Below are 14,074 nucleotides of genomic sequence, written 5' to 3' on the forward strand. Positions count from 1 at the left end.
AACCTCGTTGCGGCGCGGCTGCGCCTATGGCACTTCAACATCATTGTCGCAGCCCCGACCCGCGGTCACGAGCGGGGGCTCCTATCTTTTTAGTGCCCTCGGATTGGGTCATAGTGTCTGTCGGTACCAAAACATCGGCGTTGCTGTGGCTGTCGGAAATGATCCGTTGGGGACGGAGGAAAACGGATCATTTTTATCCTGGTGCATTGGTGCAAGGGGTAGGTTTCCTTTGCACCAGTTTCTGTCGAGTCGGTGCTTCTTGCGGGTTGCCCGTATAATGGTTTGCGTATGAACCGCAACCAAGGAGTTCCAGTTTATGGACCAGAGCCTTTTTAAATTCGACCTGATCGCCGAGGATCCGACGACGCATGCGCGTGCCGGCGTGCTGCACACCCCGCACGGCGACATCGAGACGCCGATCTTTATGCCCGTGGGCACCAAGGCAAACGTCAAGGGCATCCCCACCGAGACCGTCAAACAGCTCGGCGCCCAGATCGTGCTTGCCAACACCTATCATCTGTCCATGCGTCCCGGCGAGGACACTATCGCCGAGCTGGGCGGCCTGCACAAGTTTATGAACTGGCACGGTCCTATCCTCACCGACTCGGGCGGTTTCCAGGTGTTCAGCCACAACGACGCCGTCAAGCTCACCGACGAGGGCGTGCGCTTTATCGTCAACGATTACGACGGCCGCCACGTGTTCTGGACACCCGAGGACAACATGGAGATCGCCATGAAGCTCGGCTCCGACATCTGCATGCAGCTGGACCAGTGCCCGGGCTATCCCGCCACGCGCGCCTACGTTGAGCGCGCGGTGGAGCTGTCGAGCATGTGGGCCGAGCGCTGCTACAAGGCTCACACCCGCGATGACCAGGCGCTCTTTGGCATCGTCCAGGGCGGCATGCATTTGGATCTGCGCCTGCGCTCTCTGCGCCATCTGGAGGAGTGCGGTGACTTCCCCGGTTACGGCATCGGCGGCTACTCGGTGGGCGAGGACCACGAGACCATGTTCGAGACCCTGGCGCCGCTTGTGAGCGAGTACATGCCCAAGCACAAGCCGCGCTACCTGATGGGCGTCGGCAACCCGACGACGCTCGTGCGCGGCGTGGGCGTGGGCATCGATATGTTCGACTGCGTGCTGCCGACGCGCACCGGCCGCATGGGCACGGCATTCTCCAGTGAAGGTCGCCTTAACTTCCGCAACGCGCGTTTTGCGCACGACGACGGCCCCATCGACCCCACCTGCACCTGCCCGGTGTGCACGGGCGGCTACAGCCGCGCGCTCATTCGCCACATGGTCACGCAGAAGGAGATGCTCGGCGGCATCCTGCTTTCGATGCACAACATCTACTACCTGCTCAACCTTATGCAGCGTGCCCGCCAGGCCATTATCGAGGGCCGCTACGGCGCGTTTGTGAGCGACTGGATGAACAGCCCTGCGGCGGTGGACTACTAAGAGCGGCGCGGGCGCTTGCAGAGCGCGGGCAACGGCAAGGGGCGAGCGACGGCCGGTCGTCACATTTGCTGACACCGGCCGCACGACCGCTGACCGATAGCTTGCAAGCACTTGATGCATCGTGGGTACCATACCGAATAGTTGATGTTCGGGCGGGTGTTTGGCGCATGGCGTCGACCCCGCCCGCTTTTCTTTTTCTCGATAGGAGTGCCCATGATTAAGAATGAGAACGTCGAGGGCGAGCCTGCCTACGACGAGACGTACCGCCGCGGCCCCGTGGTCATGCGCGGCCCCATGATTCCTAAGGACAACACCTACGCCAACCTGCTGGCGCCCGAGGAGTCGACCGACTGGCTGCATGCCGATCCGTGGCGCGTACTGCGCATCCAGGCCGAGTTTGTCGATGGCTTTGGCGCACTTGCCGAGTTAGGGCCTGCGGTGACCATCTTCGGTAGTGCCCGCACGCCCAAGACGGACCCGGCCTACAAGGCGGCGCGCACGGTCGGCCGTAAGATTGCCCAGCGCGGCGTGGCGGTTATCACCGGTGGCGGCCCCGGCATCATGGAAGCGGCCAACAGGGGAGCGGCGAGTGTCAACGGCAAGTCAGTTGGCCTGGGCATTGAATTGCCGCACGAGCATGGGCTCAATAAATACGTGAACCTCGGCATGGACTTCCGTTACTTCTTTGTGCGCAAGACCATGTTCGTCAAATACAGCTCGGGCGCCATCGTGTTTCCCGGCGGCTTTGGCACGCTCGACGAGATGTTCGAGGTGCTCACGCTGGTGCAAACGCACAAGGTCAAGCGCATGCCCCTCGTGCTGGTGGGCACAGAGTACTGGCAGGGCCTGTTCGACTGGCTCAACGGCCCGGTGATGGACGCCGGTATGATCAGCCCGCTCGATCCCGAGCTCGTGCACATCACCGACGACCTCAACGAAGCCGTCGACATCGCCCTGAGCGGGCTGATGTAGATCAATCGTGCCCACGCGACATGAATACGCATGGCAATCTGATGTTATTTAACATCAGATTGCCATTTATATTGGGTATACTTGTGTAAAAGACGAGGGCGAGGAGGTCGCAAATGTCTACAGCAACAGTTAAGCCTACGACGGTTCGAATCGAAGAGGGGCTCAAGGAGCAGGCGACTGAGTTCTTGGATTCGGTCGGCCTCAGCCTCAATTCCTATCTCAATCTTGCCGTTCGGCAGCTGGTAAATCAGCGAAAGATTCCTTTTGAGATTGTAGGAAGGGCGGAGGTGCCCAACGAGGCGACGAGGCGTGCCATGGTGATCGCCGAGGCTCATGAGTTGGGGATTTTGCCGGACGATAGCCCGTCATTCAATAACGCTGATGAGCTTATGTCATTCCTCGATGAGGAATAGCGATGTTCGAGATTAAAGTCGAGGCTCAATTTAAGGTGGACTACAAACGAACGATGCGCATGCATCCGCAGCTAAAAAGTGAGTTTAAAGCGGCGGTTGCAGAGCTTGTGGCTCATGGGTCACTTCCGGCGGAGTATGGCGCCCACGAGCTCTCAAACCCGGGCGGAAACTGCAACGGCCACATCGATTTCCACCTATCCGATGGCTTGGTCGATGTGGTCGTTCTTTATCTTCCCCATAAGACTAACCCAATGATTAGGCTGGTGAGAATGGGCACTCATCAGGAGCTGTTTCAGGGTCCGCTGGGCTGATCGCCGATTTCCAAGTTGTGGTGGAATAGGGATTGATTGGCGGCTAATAAGCCAAAAACAGTCCCTATTCCACCGCAACTGATGTGGGCGTCCCTAGTGAGTTGGCTGGTAGCGGGGGCAGTAGCTGATGGCGATGGCGTCGATGCCTACATGGGTGGCGATGGTGCAGCCGATGGGGCCGGTGCCGGCGTCTACATAGTCTTGGCCTGCGAGCGCTTGGCTGACGAGCTCTTGCTCCTCGGCGGCGCCGGTCGTGAGCACGCGCACGCTTGAACCCGGATGCTCAGCCAAAAACGCGAGGCAGTCGGCCATGGTGTTGACGACGATGCGCTTGGCGCCGCGGCCCTTCTTGATGGCCTTGATCTCGCCCGATTTCCACTCCGGCGAAACGGCCAGGCGAATGTTGAGCATCTGCGTGAGCTGGCCGGCGAGCTTGGGCGCGCGGCCGTTCTTAACGAGGTTCTCGAGCGTGCGGGGAATCAGCAGCAGGTGGGCGTCGGGCAGCGTCGCGCGGATCTGCGCCTCGGTCTCGTCCAGGCTGCGGCCGTCCTCGCGCATGGCCAGCGCGTACTCCACCAGCAGGCCCTCGGCACCCGAGCCGGTGCGCGAGTCGATGCAGCGCACGTCGAGTTCGTGCGTTTCGGCCGTCAGGCTGGCGTTGGCATAGCAGGCGGACCACTTGCTGCACAGTGAGATAAAGATGGCGCTATCATGGCCGTCGGCGAGCACGCGGTCAAAGAGTGCCTTGAACTCGCCGGCGCTCGGCTGCGAGGTGTGCGGCAGTTGCTCGGAGCCGGCCATGCGCGCGACGTATTCCTCGGCGGTAATCTGCACCTGGTCGAGCAGGTCCTCGCCCTCGATAATCACATGCAGCGGAATCACGTAAATGCCGAGCTCTTGAGCGTGGGCGGGGGAGATGTCCGACGTGGAGTCGGTTATGATGGCAAAAGACATAATTGCACCTTTCGTTGGGGCGCTTGCGCGCCGCCTTCTGAGAGCAAAGTGCGACAAGTATAGTAGAGTCGTTCCACATTACTAGGTTCAATTGTTGAATAGTCAACAGTTTGAAGTGTCGGTGTGGAAATCGTCAACTGGGGAAGAGGAATGCCGATGGAGGCGTTGGAGATAGGCAAACGGCCGGTCGTGTTGTTCGATTTTGACGGCACGGTGGCAGATACGGGCCGGGCAGTGATGACCTCGACGCGCAAGACGCTGGCTGCGCGCGGGTTTTCGGAGGCGCAGATGGGTGATCTGCGCCGTATGATCGGGCCGCCCCTGTGGAAGAGCTTTCACGACTTTTACGGCTTTTCCCGCGAGGAGTCGCTTGTGGTGGCCGACGAGTACCGCGCCTTTTTTGATGAGCTGGGGCCGGAGGAGTACCCCGTGTTCGATGGGGTCCCCGAGCTGCTGGATGGGTTGGCCGCCCAGGGCAAGCGTATGGCCGTGGCGACGTCTCGCATGGAGGCGAAGTGCATCGATATGGTTCATGAGCTGGGGCTTTGCCAGTTCGAAGCTGTGGTTGGCATGAATCCGCCGCAGGGACGCGAGACCAAGGCCGATTCGGTTCGCGATGCCCTGGCGGCGCTCGGCGCGACGGCCGACGATGCCGTGATGATCGGCGATCGCTTTAACGATGTGGAGGGCGCGCACGCGATGGGCGTGCCGTGCATCGGCATCTATTCGGGCGCGGCAGCGCCGGGGGAGCACGAGGCCGCGGGCGCCGATGCGGTGGTGCACTCGGTGGCCGAGCTTGCTAAACTTTTCGCTATCTAATAGACATAATGTGAGGGGCGGGCGTACCCGTCGCTCATTGGTAAGGAGGTCGTTCATGAATCAGGTGGAGCAGAGCGTTGCCGAGTATGTCGACGAGGTCTGGGAGGATGTCGTTGCCGATATCGAACAACTGGTGAGCTATCCGTCCGTGGCCGTTGCTGCCGATGCGGAGCCCGGTGCGCCGTTTGGCCGCCCGGTCCGTGACGCGCTCGATTGCGCGCTCGGCATTGCGCAAAAGCTCGGCTATCAGACGAGCGACGACGGGGGCTATGTGGGAATCGCCGATATCCCGGGTCGCGGCGACAAGCAGCTCGCGACTATCTGCCACGTGGACGTGGTTCCCGCTGGCCCCGGTTGGAACACCGACCCGTTTGCGATGGAGCGCCGCGAGGGCTGGCTGCTCGGTCGCGGCGTGATTGACGACAAGGGTCCGGCGGTGCTGTCGCTCTACGCCGGCGCTTATCTGCTCAAGCACGGCATTACCCCGCGCTATGCTTTCCGCGCGCTGCTGGGCTGCGATGAGGAAGTGGGCATGTCCGACGTTCACCATTATCTGGAGAACCACGCAGACCCCGACTTTTTGTTTACGCCCGATGCCGAGTTCCCGGTCTGCAATGCCGAGAAGGGCCAGTTTGGGGCGACGTTCGTGAGCTCCAAGATCGACGGCGGGCGCATCGTGTCGTGGAGCGGCGCCGAGGCGAGCAATGCCATTCCGTCGCAGTCCATCTGCGAGCTCGCGATTGCCGCCGATGAGCTGCCGGCGCCGGTCGAGAACGCCGATCGCCTTGAGATCACGACACTCGATAACGGGCATGCGCAGATTTTTGCCCACGGCATTGGCGGTCATGCCTCGATGCCTGAGGGCACTATCAACGCTGTCGGCCTGATCGTGGCGTATCTGCGCGAGGCCGAGGACGCGTTTGGCGCCCGTGACAAGCGCCTGTTGACGCCCGCCGAGCACGAGTTTGTCAAGTTTTTGGCCTTTGTGCATGCGGACGCCTATGGCCGCGGCCTGGGTATCGATGCGACGAGTCCGGCGTTTGGCCCGCTTACCTGCAACGCTGGCGTCATCCGCGTGGCGGATGGCCATATCGAGCAGGTCATCGACGTGCGCTTCCCCGACAGCACGAGTGCCGATACCATCCGCGAGCAGCTCGATCCGCTCGTGGGCCGTTTCGGCGTGACGTGCCAGCTGGGTCGCGCGAAGGTGCCGTTCTCGGTCTCTGCCGATGATCCGGCCGTGAAGGCGCTTATCGATACCTATAACGAGTTCACCGGCAAGCATGCTGAACCCTTTGCCATGGGCGGCGGCACGTACGCGCGCAACTTTGCCCGCGCCGTCTCGTTTGGCCCCGAGGAGACCGGCCTGGAGCTGCCCTCGTGGGGCGGCAAGATGCACGGCCCCAACGAGTGCGCCAACGAGGAACAGCTCAAGCAGGCGCTCAAGATCTATATTGTTGCGATCCTCCGTTTGAATGAATTAGAGCTTTAAGGTCTCGCGGTTTCCCAATCTAAGTTGCGGTGGAATAGTTCCTAGAATGGGCCATTTGATGGCCAAACAGGAACTATTTCACCGCAACTTCTTTTTTATCGGTGTAAAAGGCGGGCCATGCTTGTCAGCGGGATTGTTATTCGTTTGTAAAGCCCTGCCGCGCTTGCGGTAAGGGTTTATCAAATGCCCGTAAGAAACCGCAGTTGGCGCGGGTGCTGCCCGGTCGGGGTCGTATCTTTCCAAACAGCAAAGCGGGCAGGGTGCCCGCGATTCGCATGTACGAAAGGAAGATCATGCTCGATCAGGCTTATTCTCGTCGTCAGTTCCTCGGCCTTGCTGGTGGTCTTGCCAGCATCGTCGGTCTCGGTCTCGTTGGCTGCGGCGGCGCAGGCGCATCCGACGCCGCCGACAAGGGTAGCGCCGCTGCTGCCGAGTCCGTCTCCGGCGAGGTGACCTACGACGGTGCCTCCTCGTTCCAGGCTCTCGTCGAGGCCGCTGCCGAGAAGTTCATGGATGCCAACCCCGACGTCTCCGTCTCCGGCTCGGGCAACGGTTCGGGCAAAGGTCTGACCGCTGTTGCCGCCGGCACCGTCACCATCGGTAACTCCGACGTCTTCGCCGAGACCAAGCTCGAGGCCGACCAGGTCAAGAAGCTCGTCGACCACGAGGTCGCCGTCGTGGGCATGGGTCCTGTCGTCTCCAAGAACGTGACGGTCGACGACCTGTCCCTCGAGCAGCTCAAGGGCATCTTCTCCGGCCAGATCACCAACTGGAAGGAGGTCGGCGGCGACGACGCCAAGATTGTCGTTCTCAACCGCAAGGCCGGTTCCGGTACCCGCGCCACCTTCGAGGCTGCCGTCTTTGGCGACGAGGCAGTCGACTTTAAGGGCGACGCCGAGCTCGACAAGTCCGGCGACGTCCAGACTCAGATGGGCAGCACCGATAACGCCATCTCCTACCTCGACTTCTCGCACTTCGATGACTCCAAGTTCAACGCCATCAAGGTCGAGGGCGTCGAGCCCAAGAGCGCAAACGTCACCGACGACTCCTTCAAGATCTGGGCTACCGAGCACATGTACTGCTCCAAGGACGCCGACGAGGCCACCACGGCCTTCCTGGAGTTCATGCTTTCCGACGACGTCCAGGGCAAGCTCGTCGAGGAGCAGGGCTTTATCCCCGTCTCTGCCATGAAGGTCGTCAAGGACGCCAGCGGCAAGGTCTCTGCTAAATAAGTAATCGCCCCCGGAAAGGTTTGCAATGGCAAAACAGCTGCCAAAGCGCGACCTTGAGAACGTGGGCCTGGGCGTCACGGGCGCGTGCGTAGCGCTCGTGACGCTTGTCGTTGCCGCGCTTATCTTCATGGTCGCCCAAAAGGGCCTCTCGGCTTTTGTCAAGGACGGCGTCTCAGTCGTCGAGTTCTTCACCGGCACCAAGTGGGACCTGGCCAACACAGCCGAAAACGGCCTGCCCTATACCGGCGCTCTGCCCCTGATCGTCACCTCGTTTGCGGTCATGGTGCTCTCCACGCTCATCGCGCTGCCCATCGCCATCGGCTCCGCCATCTTTGCGGTCGAGATCCAACCCAAATTTGGTTCCAAGGTCTTTCAGCCGCTTATTGAGCTTTTGACCGGCATTCCCTCGGTCGTCTTTGGACTGATTGGCTTTCACGTGGTCGTCGGACTTATGAAGTCCGTTTTCCACGTGAGCACGGGCCTGGGCATCTTGCCCGGCGCCATCGTGCTGGCCGTCATGATCCTGCCGACCATGACCACGCTTTCGGTCGATGGCCTGCGCGCCGTGCCCGACAGCTACCGACAGGGCTCGCTCGCGCTGGGCTATACCCGCTGGCAGACCATCTGGCACGTGGTGCTCAAGTCCGCCATGCCGTCGCTCATGACCGCGGTCATCCTTGGCATGACCCGCGCCTTTGGCGAGACGCTCGCCGTGCGCATGGTCATCGGCGGTATCGAGGCCATGCCGACGTCGCTGCTGTCGCCGGCGTCCACCATCACCACCACGCTCACCACGTCTATGGCGGTCTATGCCGAGGGCTCGGCCCAGGACGATGTTCTGTGGGCGCTCGGTCTGCTGCTGATGGGCATGAGTCTCATCTTCATCCTGATCATCCACCTTATCGGCCGCAAGGGGGCGAAGGCTCGTGGCTAGCACGCGTATCCACATCGACGAGGCGAGGCTCGGGCGTGTCCAAAAGCAGGACCGCTTCGCCACGGGCGTGTTGACGGCGATCGTCGCCATCGTCATGCTCATCGTCGTCTCCATGGTGGCCTATATCCTGTTCGAGGGCATCTCGACGCTGTTCCAGCCGGGCTTTCTCACGGAGCCGTCGCGCGCCAACGGAACGCAGGGCGGCGTGCTCTACCAGCTGTTCGACTCGTTCTACCTGCTGCTGATCACCCTGATCATCTCGGTGCCCATCAGCCTGGGTGGCGCGGTCTTTTTGGTTGAGTACGCACCCGACGGACCCGTCCGCGACATTGCCTCCACTGCCATCGAGACGCTGTCCTCGCTGCCTTCCATCGTTGTCGGCATGTTCGGTTTTCTGGTGTTCTCGGTGCAGCTGGGCTGGAAGTACTCCATCATCTCCGGCGCCGTCGCGCTCACCATGTTCAATATCCCCATTCTGGTGCGCGTGATCCAGCAGGCGCTCGAGGACGTGCCGCAGGCCCAGCGCGATGCGTGCCTGGCCATGGGCCTCACCCGCTGGGAGGCCATGCTGCACATCCTGATTCCCGAGGCCATGCCCGCTATCGTGACCGGCATCGTGCTTTCGGCCGGCCGCGTCTTTGGCGAGGCCGCGGCGCTGCTCTTTACCTCGGGCATGAGCTCGCCGGTTCGCCTCAACTTCTTGAGCCTTAACCTGTCGAGCCCTACTTGCGCCTGGAACGTGTTCCGCCCCGGTGAGTCGCTCGCCGTGCATATCTACAAGATCTATGGCGAAGGCAGCCCCGAGGCCCAGCAGATCGTTTGGGGTACCGCGGCACTGCTGATGATTTGCGTGCTGCTGTTTAACGTAATCGCCCGCATTGTGGGCAAGCAACTGGCAAGGAAGATGGCGGCCGAATGAGCGAGATGAATGTAACGCCCGCAACCGAAGCGGCATCGTCCGACACCCGGGACTTCCTGTCGAGCGTGGGGGAGAGCGAGAGGCGCGTGCGCGTGAGCGGCAAGGCCGTGAGCGACGAGGTTGTGCTCTCCACCAAGGACGTCAACGTGTACTATGGCGACCACCATGCACTGCACAATACGTCGCTCGACTTCCACAAGGGCGAGATCACGGCGCTCATTGGGCCTTCGGGCTGCGGTAAGTCGACCTTCTTGCGTAGCCTCAACCTGATGAATCGCGAGATTCGCGGTTGCCGCGTGGAGGGTGAGATCAACTACCGCGGGCGCAACGTGAACACCAAGACCGAGAACACGTACGAGTTGCGCCGTTCCATTGGCATGGTGTTCCAGCAGCCCAACCCGTTCCGCAAGTCCATTCGCGACAACATCACGTTTGCGCCTAAGCACCACGGCATCACCGACCGTGACGAGCTTGACCGCATGGTCGAGGAAAGTCTGCGCGGCGCGGCGCTGTGGGACGAGGTCAAGGACAAGCTCGACAAGAGCGCCTATGCGCTTTCGGGCGGCCAGCAGCAGCGTCTGTGCATCGCGCGCACGCTGGCGCTCAACCCCGACGTGATCCTGTTTGACGAGCCCTGCTCGGCGCTCGACCCCATCTCGACGTTGGCGATCGAGGACCTTATGTCGTCGATCGTGGCCGACCGCGCCATTGTCATCGTGACGCACAACATGGAGCAGGCGTCGCGCGTGTCCAACCGCACGGCGTTCTTCTACATGGGCGATATGGTCGAGTACGACGAGACTGACGAGATTTTCCAACGGCCCAAGGATAAGCGGCTGAATGATTACCTCACCGGCATGTTCTCCTAGTCCGGGACATGCTTGAGGCCCGCGGCGGCCACGGTTGCCGCGGGACTGATTGGAGAGGCGGGTCATCTCTTTTGGGAGATGGCCCGCCTTTTTGCTCTGCGACCGAAACGACCGCCACAAAGGGGACAGGCGCCTTCGTGGTGGTTTGGGGTGGGGCTCGCTGCTATCATGGACAACGTTGAATTTCTACGAAGGAGCAGGGCATATGGCGATTCTTTTGGGATGCGATTCCGTCAGCCTAGAGTTTCCCACCAAGCATATTTTCGATAGCGTGACGCTCGGCGTGGGCGAGGGCGACCGCATTGGTATTGTCGGTAAAAACGGCGACGGCAAGTCGACGCTGCTGAGCGTGCTCGCCGGCACGCTGGAGCCCGATGACGGGCGCGTGACGCACCGCCGCGACACGACGATTGGATTGCTCGGCCAAAAGGATAACCTGGTCGATACCGACACCGTGCATCATGCCGTCGTGGGCGACACGCCCGAGTACGAGTGGGCGTCGAGCCCCCGCACGCGCCAGATTCTGGCCGGCCTTATTAGCGATGTGCCCTGGGAGGGCACGGTGGGCGAGCTTTCGGGCGGCCAGCGCCGTCGCGTGGACCTCGCGCGCCTGCTGATCGGCGACTACGACGTGCTCATGCTCGACGAGCCCACCAACCACCTGGACATGCGCACCATCAACTGGCTCGCGCGTCACTTAAAGGCCCGCTGGCAGCGTGGCCAGGGCGCCATGCTCGTGGTCACGCATGACCGTTGGTTCTTGGACGAGGTCTGCACCAGCATGTGGGAGGTCCACGACGGCCAGGTCGATCCCTTCGAGGGCGGCTATTCGGCATACATCCTGCAGCGCGTGGAGCGCGACCGCATGGCCGCCGTTACCGAGGAGCGCCGTCGCAACATGGCGCGCAAGGAGCTCGCGTGGCTGAGCCGCGGTGCCCAGGCTCGTTCCACCAAGCCCAAGTTTCGCGTGGATGCCGCTCGTGAGCTGATCGCCGACGTGCCGCCCGTGCGTGACGAGCTGGAGCTCAAGCGCCTGGCCGTGAGCCGCCTGGGCAAGCAGGTTATCGATGTGGTCGACGTGGACGCCGGCTATGCCGATACCGACGGCGCGCCCAAGCAGGTACTCTCCGACGTGACCTGGCTCATTGGTGCGGGCGACCGCTATGGTCTTTTGGGCGAGAATGGCGCTGGCAAGTCGACGCTGCTTGATGTGATCCAGGGCAAAATTGCGCCCACGCGCGGCCGCGTGAAGATTGGCCAGACAGTGCGCTTTGGCGTGCTGTCGCAGCAGCTCGAGGAGCTCGAGCCCTACATGGGCGACACGATCCGCGAGGTGCTCAGCCACTATAAGAAGTACTACGTCATCGACGGCAAGGAGACTTCGCCCGAGAAGCTTTGCGAGCGCCTGGGCTTTACGACGCAGCAGCTCTGGAGCCGCATCGGCGATCTTTCGGGCGGCCAGCGCCGTCGCCTGTCGCTGTTGCTGACGATTCTGGACGAGCCCAACGTGCTCATCCTGGACGAGCCGGGCAACGACCTGGATACCGACATGCTCGCGATTGTCGAGGACCTGCTGGACGGCTGGCCCGGCACGCTGATCCTGGTGACGCACGACCGCTTTTTGATGGAGCGCGTGACCGACCAGCAGTGGGCGCTGCTCGACGGCCACCTGACGCATATGCCCGGTGGCGTGGACCAGTACCTGCGCCTGTGCAACGCTACCGCCGAGGGCGAGCCCGTGGGCGCGCCGAGCGCCAAGACCGGCACGTTCGACACCGGTGCCGCGGCAGCTGCGGCCGAAAAGCCCAAGTCGAGCGGTCAGCCCAACGGCCTGTCCAACGCCGAGCGCCAGAAGCTCCGCCGCGAGGTGAGTTCGCTCGAGCGCAAGATGGAGACGCAGCGCACCCGCGTTGAGGAGGCCGAGGCAGCAATGGCCCAAGTCGATCCCACCAACTACACGGCGCTCGGCGAGCAGCAGGCAAAGATCGACGAGGCTCACGCCGCCATGGACGAGCTGGAGATGGCGTGGCTCGAGGCGAGCGAAAAGCTCGAGGGCGAGGAGTAGACGAGGATGATCAAGGCCGCATTTTTCGATATCGACGGCACGCTGCTGAGCTTTAAGACGCACCGGATTCCGGCGTCGGCGCAGCAGGTGCTCGATAGCTTTCACGAGCAGGGGATTGCGTGCGTGATCGCCACGGGTCGCCCGACCTACCAGATACCGGACTGGCTGTTCGACCTGGGTTGGGATGCGTACATTACGCTCTCGGGTCAGCACTGCTTTGATGCCGAGGGGGTTTACCGCAGCTGTCCGATCGATCCGGACGACGTCGCGGTGATTGTGGACCAGGTGGCGCAGGGGCGCTACGACTCGCTGTGCATGCAGGGCGAGAACTCGTTTGTGAACCGCCTGTCCGAGCGCGTGGTGACGGCTGGCAGCAACGCGGGAATCGTCTACCACGAGGAGCCGTTTGAGCACGCCTTTGACGCACCGGTCTACCAGTTCTGCGCCTTTGTGGACCCGGCCGACGAACATATCGTGACCGACGCCGTGTCGCATTCGCTCACCACGCGCTGGTGCGACCTGTTCTGCGACATTATTCCCGCTAACGGCGGCAAGGACCTGGGCGTGGCGGCGACGCTCGAGCGGCTTGGTATCGACGCGAGCGAGGCGATTGCCTTTGGCGACGGCGAGAACGACCTGTCGATGTTCTCGGCCGTGGGCACAAGTGTGGCCATGGGCAACGCGCAGGACACGGTGAAAGCTGCAGCGACCTATGTGACGACTGCCGTGGACGACGACGGCATCTACAACGCTGCGAAGCACTTTGGACTCGTGTAGCTGCGGGCCGGCACCTGGCACCTGGGGACATTCCTTGCGGGGCGTCCCCATTTTGTTTTCGTCCCGCACGTTTTGTGAAACGCGGCTAACTTTTAGGCAAAGTAGTAAGACATGGGCAACTTTTGCGGTAAAGTTAGCCGTGGAAAGTATCCAAAGGCTAACTAGCAATCATTGCGAAAGGCGGCCCATGGCCCTACGTGAATCCGGAGAAGACTATCTCGAATCGATCTACGTTCTGTCGCAACGTCAGGGCATCGTGCGCTCGATTGATGTTGCAGAGTACCTTGGCGTAACTAAGGCAAGCGTTTCAAAAGCTATGGCGACGTTGGAGAACAACGGCTACGTCGAAATGGGCAAGCGAGATGTTCATCTGACGGAGCGTGGTCTGGAGGTCGCTCGTCAAATGTGGGAGCGTCACTGCTTTTTCGTGGGGCTGCTGGAGGATGCGGGTGTTTCGGCTGAGGTCGCGTCGCAAGAGGGCTGCCACATGGAGCACTGCCTAAGCGAGGAAAGCTTCGAGAAGCTGAGGGCGATGCTGGGACGGGACGGTGCTTCGGCGCCAATAATGACCGACTAGCACTCCCGCAGCGGCGCGCCTCCCGCGCCGGAACGGCGCGGGACAGCGACCGAGATGAGTGGTCCCACCAACTAAGTCCAACTCAGACAAGGAACCCCACCAGCAAGCGATGCCCAAGAACCGCCAGCAACGTTACCGCAGGCCGGGGCCGGGCTTGGTTTTGAAAACATTCCGCACTGATATCTTCTGTATTGAAGACGTCGATGGTGCACCCGTATACCATTGACGTCGACACCATCAGATGCGGACCGCGCGGTGACCCCACATTCCGCTGGCGCCCACGG

General features: G+C 61.8%; 14 protein-coding genes. 13 read left to right on the forward strand and 1 reads right to left on the reverse strand.

Annotation, left to right across the window (positions count from 1 at the left end; translation table 11 throughout):
• Positions 1-316: 316 nt before the first annotated feature.
• From tgt to I4W09_RS09785, 4 genes are all read left to right on the forward strand, one after another.
• A complete protein-coding gene (gene tgt, locus I4W09_RS09770; protein WP_055285790.1) occupies positions 317-1,456 on the forward strand; it encodes a tRNA guanosine(34) transglycosylase Tgt in 1,140 nt (379 codons plus the stop codon).
• Between the two features lie 213 nt (positions 1,457-1,669).
• Positions 1,670-2,428, forward strand: a complete 759-nt coding sequence (locus I4W09_RS09775; protein WP_196033977.1) for an LOG family protein — start codon at positions 1,670-1,672, stop codon at positions 2,426-2,428.
• Positions 2,429-2,541: 113 nt separating this feature from the next.
• The gene (locus tag I4W09_RS09780; RefSeq protein ID WP_022093815.1) at positions 2,542-2,841 is read left to right on the forward strand and encodes a type II toxin-antitoxin system RelB/DinJ family antitoxin; all 300 of its coding nucleotides are present in this window, start codon (positions 2,542-2,544) and stop codon (positions 2,839-2,841) included.
• A 2-nt stretch (positions 2,842-2,843) separates the two neighbouring features.
• A complete protein-coding gene (locus tag I4W09_RS09785) occupies positions 2,844-3,152 on the forward strand; it encodes a type II toxin-antitoxin system RelE/ParE family toxin (RefSeq protein WP_196033979.1) in 309 nt (102 codons plus the stop codon).
• A 93-nt stretch (positions 3,153-3,245) separates the two neighbouring features.
• Here I4W09_RS09785 and I4W09_RS09790 read toward each other — a convergent pair whose 3' ends face one another.
• Positions 3,246-4,106 carry a DegV family protein gene (locus I4W09_RS09790; RefSeq protein WP_196033982.1) on the reverse strand — a complete coding sequence of 287 codons (861 nt, stop codon included), beginning with the start codon at positions 4,104-4,106 and terminating at the stop codon, positions 3,246-3,248.
• A 156-nt stretch (positions 4,107-4,262) separates the two neighbouring features.
• Here I4W09_RS09790 and I4W09_RS09795 point away from each other — a divergent pair, with 156 nt between their 5' ends.
• The 9 genes from I4W09_RS09795 (at position 4,263) to I4W09_RS09835 (ending at position 13,790) form a co-directional block, all read left to right on the forward strand.
• Positions 4,263-4,925 (forward strand): HAD hydrolase-like protein, encoded by a 663-nt coding sequence (locus I4W09_RS09795; protein ID WP_229065246.1) that lies wholly within the window; start codon positions 4,263-4,265, stop codon positions 4,923-4,925.
• Positions 4,926-4,980: 55 nt separating this feature from the next.
• A complete protein-coding gene (locus tag I4W09_RS09800) occupies positions 4,981-6,417 on the forward strand; it encodes a M20 family metallopeptidase (RefSeq protein ID WP_196033986.1) in 1,437 nt (478 codons plus the stop codon).
• A 275-nt stretch (positions 6,418-6,692) separates the two neighbouring features.
• Complete coding sequence (locus tag I4W09_RS09805; RefSeq protein ID WP_230318770.1) at positions 6,693-7,649, forward strand: phosphate ABC transporter substrate-binding protein; 957 nt, start codon at positions 6,693-6,695, stop codon at positions 7,647-7,649.
• Positions 7,650-7,674: 25 nt separating this feature from the next.
• Positions 7,675-8,583: a phosphate ABC transporter permease subunit PstC gene (pstC, locus tag I4W09_RS09810; RefSeq protein WP_117735562.1), complete on the forward strand. Its 909-nt coding sequence runs from the start codon at positions 7,675-7,677 to the stop codon at positions 8,581-8,583.
• The gene (pstA, locus tag I4W09_RS09815) at positions 8,576-9,502 is read left to right on the forward strand and encodes a phosphate ABC transporter permease PstA (RefSeq protein WP_196033989.1); all 927 of its coding nucleotides are present in this window, start codon (positions 8,576-8,578) and stop codon (positions 9,500-9,502) included. Before pstC ends, pstA begins: the two co-directional genes overlap by 8 nt.
• Positions 9,499-10,371, forward strand: coding sequence for a phosphate ABC transporter ATP-binding protein PstB (gene pstB / locus I4W09_RS09820; RefSeq protein ID WP_196033992.1), 873 nt, complete (start codon positions 9,499-9,501; stop codon positions 10,369-10,371). Before pstA ends, pstB begins: the two co-directional genes overlap by 4 nt.
• Before the next feature lie 205 nt (positions 10,372-10,576).
• A complete protein-coding gene (locus I4W09_RS09825; RefSeq protein ID WP_196033994.1) occupies positions 10,577-12,436 on the forward strand; it encodes an ABC-F family ATP-binding cassette domain-containing protein in 1,860 nt (619 codons plus the stop codon).
• A 6-nt stretch (positions 12,437-12,442) separates the two neighbouring features.
• Positions 12,443-13,213, forward strand: a complete 771-nt coding sequence (locus I4W09_RS09830; RefSeq protein ID WP_035137289.1) for a Cof-type HAD-IIB family hydrolase — start codon at positions 12,443-12,445, stop codon at positions 13,211-13,213.
• A gap of 187 nt (positions 13,214-13,400) precedes the next feature.
• Entirely contained in the window at positions 13,401-13,790 is a 390-nt protein-coding gene (locus tag I4W09_RS09835; RefSeq protein WP_035137287.1) for a metal-dependent transcriptional regulator, read from the forward strand.
• The last annotated feature ends 284 nt before the right edge of the window (positions 13,791-14,074 follow it).

Source organism: Collinsella aerofaciens (assembly GCF_015670795.1).
Lineage (GTDB): Bacteria > Actinomycetota > Coriobacteriia > Coriobacteriales > Coriobacteriaceae > Collinsella > Collinsella aerofaciens_Q.

Bases quoted from the DNA above. Each gene is read 5' to 3' on its own strand.
- I4W09_RS09780 (WP_022093815.1), top strand. From the start codon at position 2,542: ATGTCTACAGCAACAGTTAAGCCTACGACGGTTCGAATCGAAGAGGGG.
- I4W09_RS09805 (WP_230318770.1), top strand. From the start codon at position 6,693: ATGTACGAAAGGAAGATCATGCTCGATCAGGCTTATTCTCGTCGTCAG.
- pstB (WP_196033992.1), top strand. From the start codon at position 9,499: ATGAGCGAGATGAATGTAACGCCCGCAACCGAAGCGGCATCGTCCGAC.
- tgt (WP_055285790.1), top strand. From the start codon at position 317: ATGGACCAGAGCCTTTTTAAATTCGACCTGATCGCCGAGGATCCGACG.
- I4W09_RS09830 (WP_035137289.1), top strand. From the start codon at position 12,443: ATGATCAAGGCCGCATTTTTCGATATCGACGGCACGCTGCTGAGCTTT.
- I4W09_RS09795 (WP_229065246.1), top strand. From the start codon at position 4,263: ATGGAGGCGTTGGAGATAGGCAAACGGCCGGTCGTGTTGTTCGATTTT.
- I4W09_RS09825 (WP_196033994.1), top strand. From the start codon at position 10,577: ATGGCGATTCTTTTGGGATGCGATTCCGTCAGCCTAGAGTTTCCCACC.
- I4W09_RS09800 (WP_196033986.1), top strand. From the start codon at position 4,981: ATGAATCAGGTGGAGCAGAGCGTTGCCGAGTATGTCGACGAGGTCTGG.
- I4W09_RS09790 (WP_196033982.1), bottom strand. From the start codon at position 4,106: ATGTCTTTTGCCATCATAACCGACTCCACGTCGGACATCTCCCCCGCC.
- I4W09_RS09775 (WP_196033977.1), top strand. From the start codon at position 1,670: ATGATTAAGAATGAGAACGTCGAGGGCGAGCCTGCCTACGACGAGACG.
- pstC (WP_117735562.1), top strand. From the start codon at position 7,675: ATGGCAAAACAGCTGCCAAAGCGCGACCTTGAGAACGTGGGCCTGGGC.
- I4W09_RS09785 (WP_196033979.1), top strand. From the start codon at position 2,844: ATGTTCGAGATTAAAGTCGAGGCTCAATTTAAGGTGGACTACAAACGA.
- I4W09_RS09835 (WP_035137287.1), top strand. From the start codon at position 13,401: ATGGCCCTACGTGAATCCGGAGAAGACTATCTCGAATCGATCTACGTT.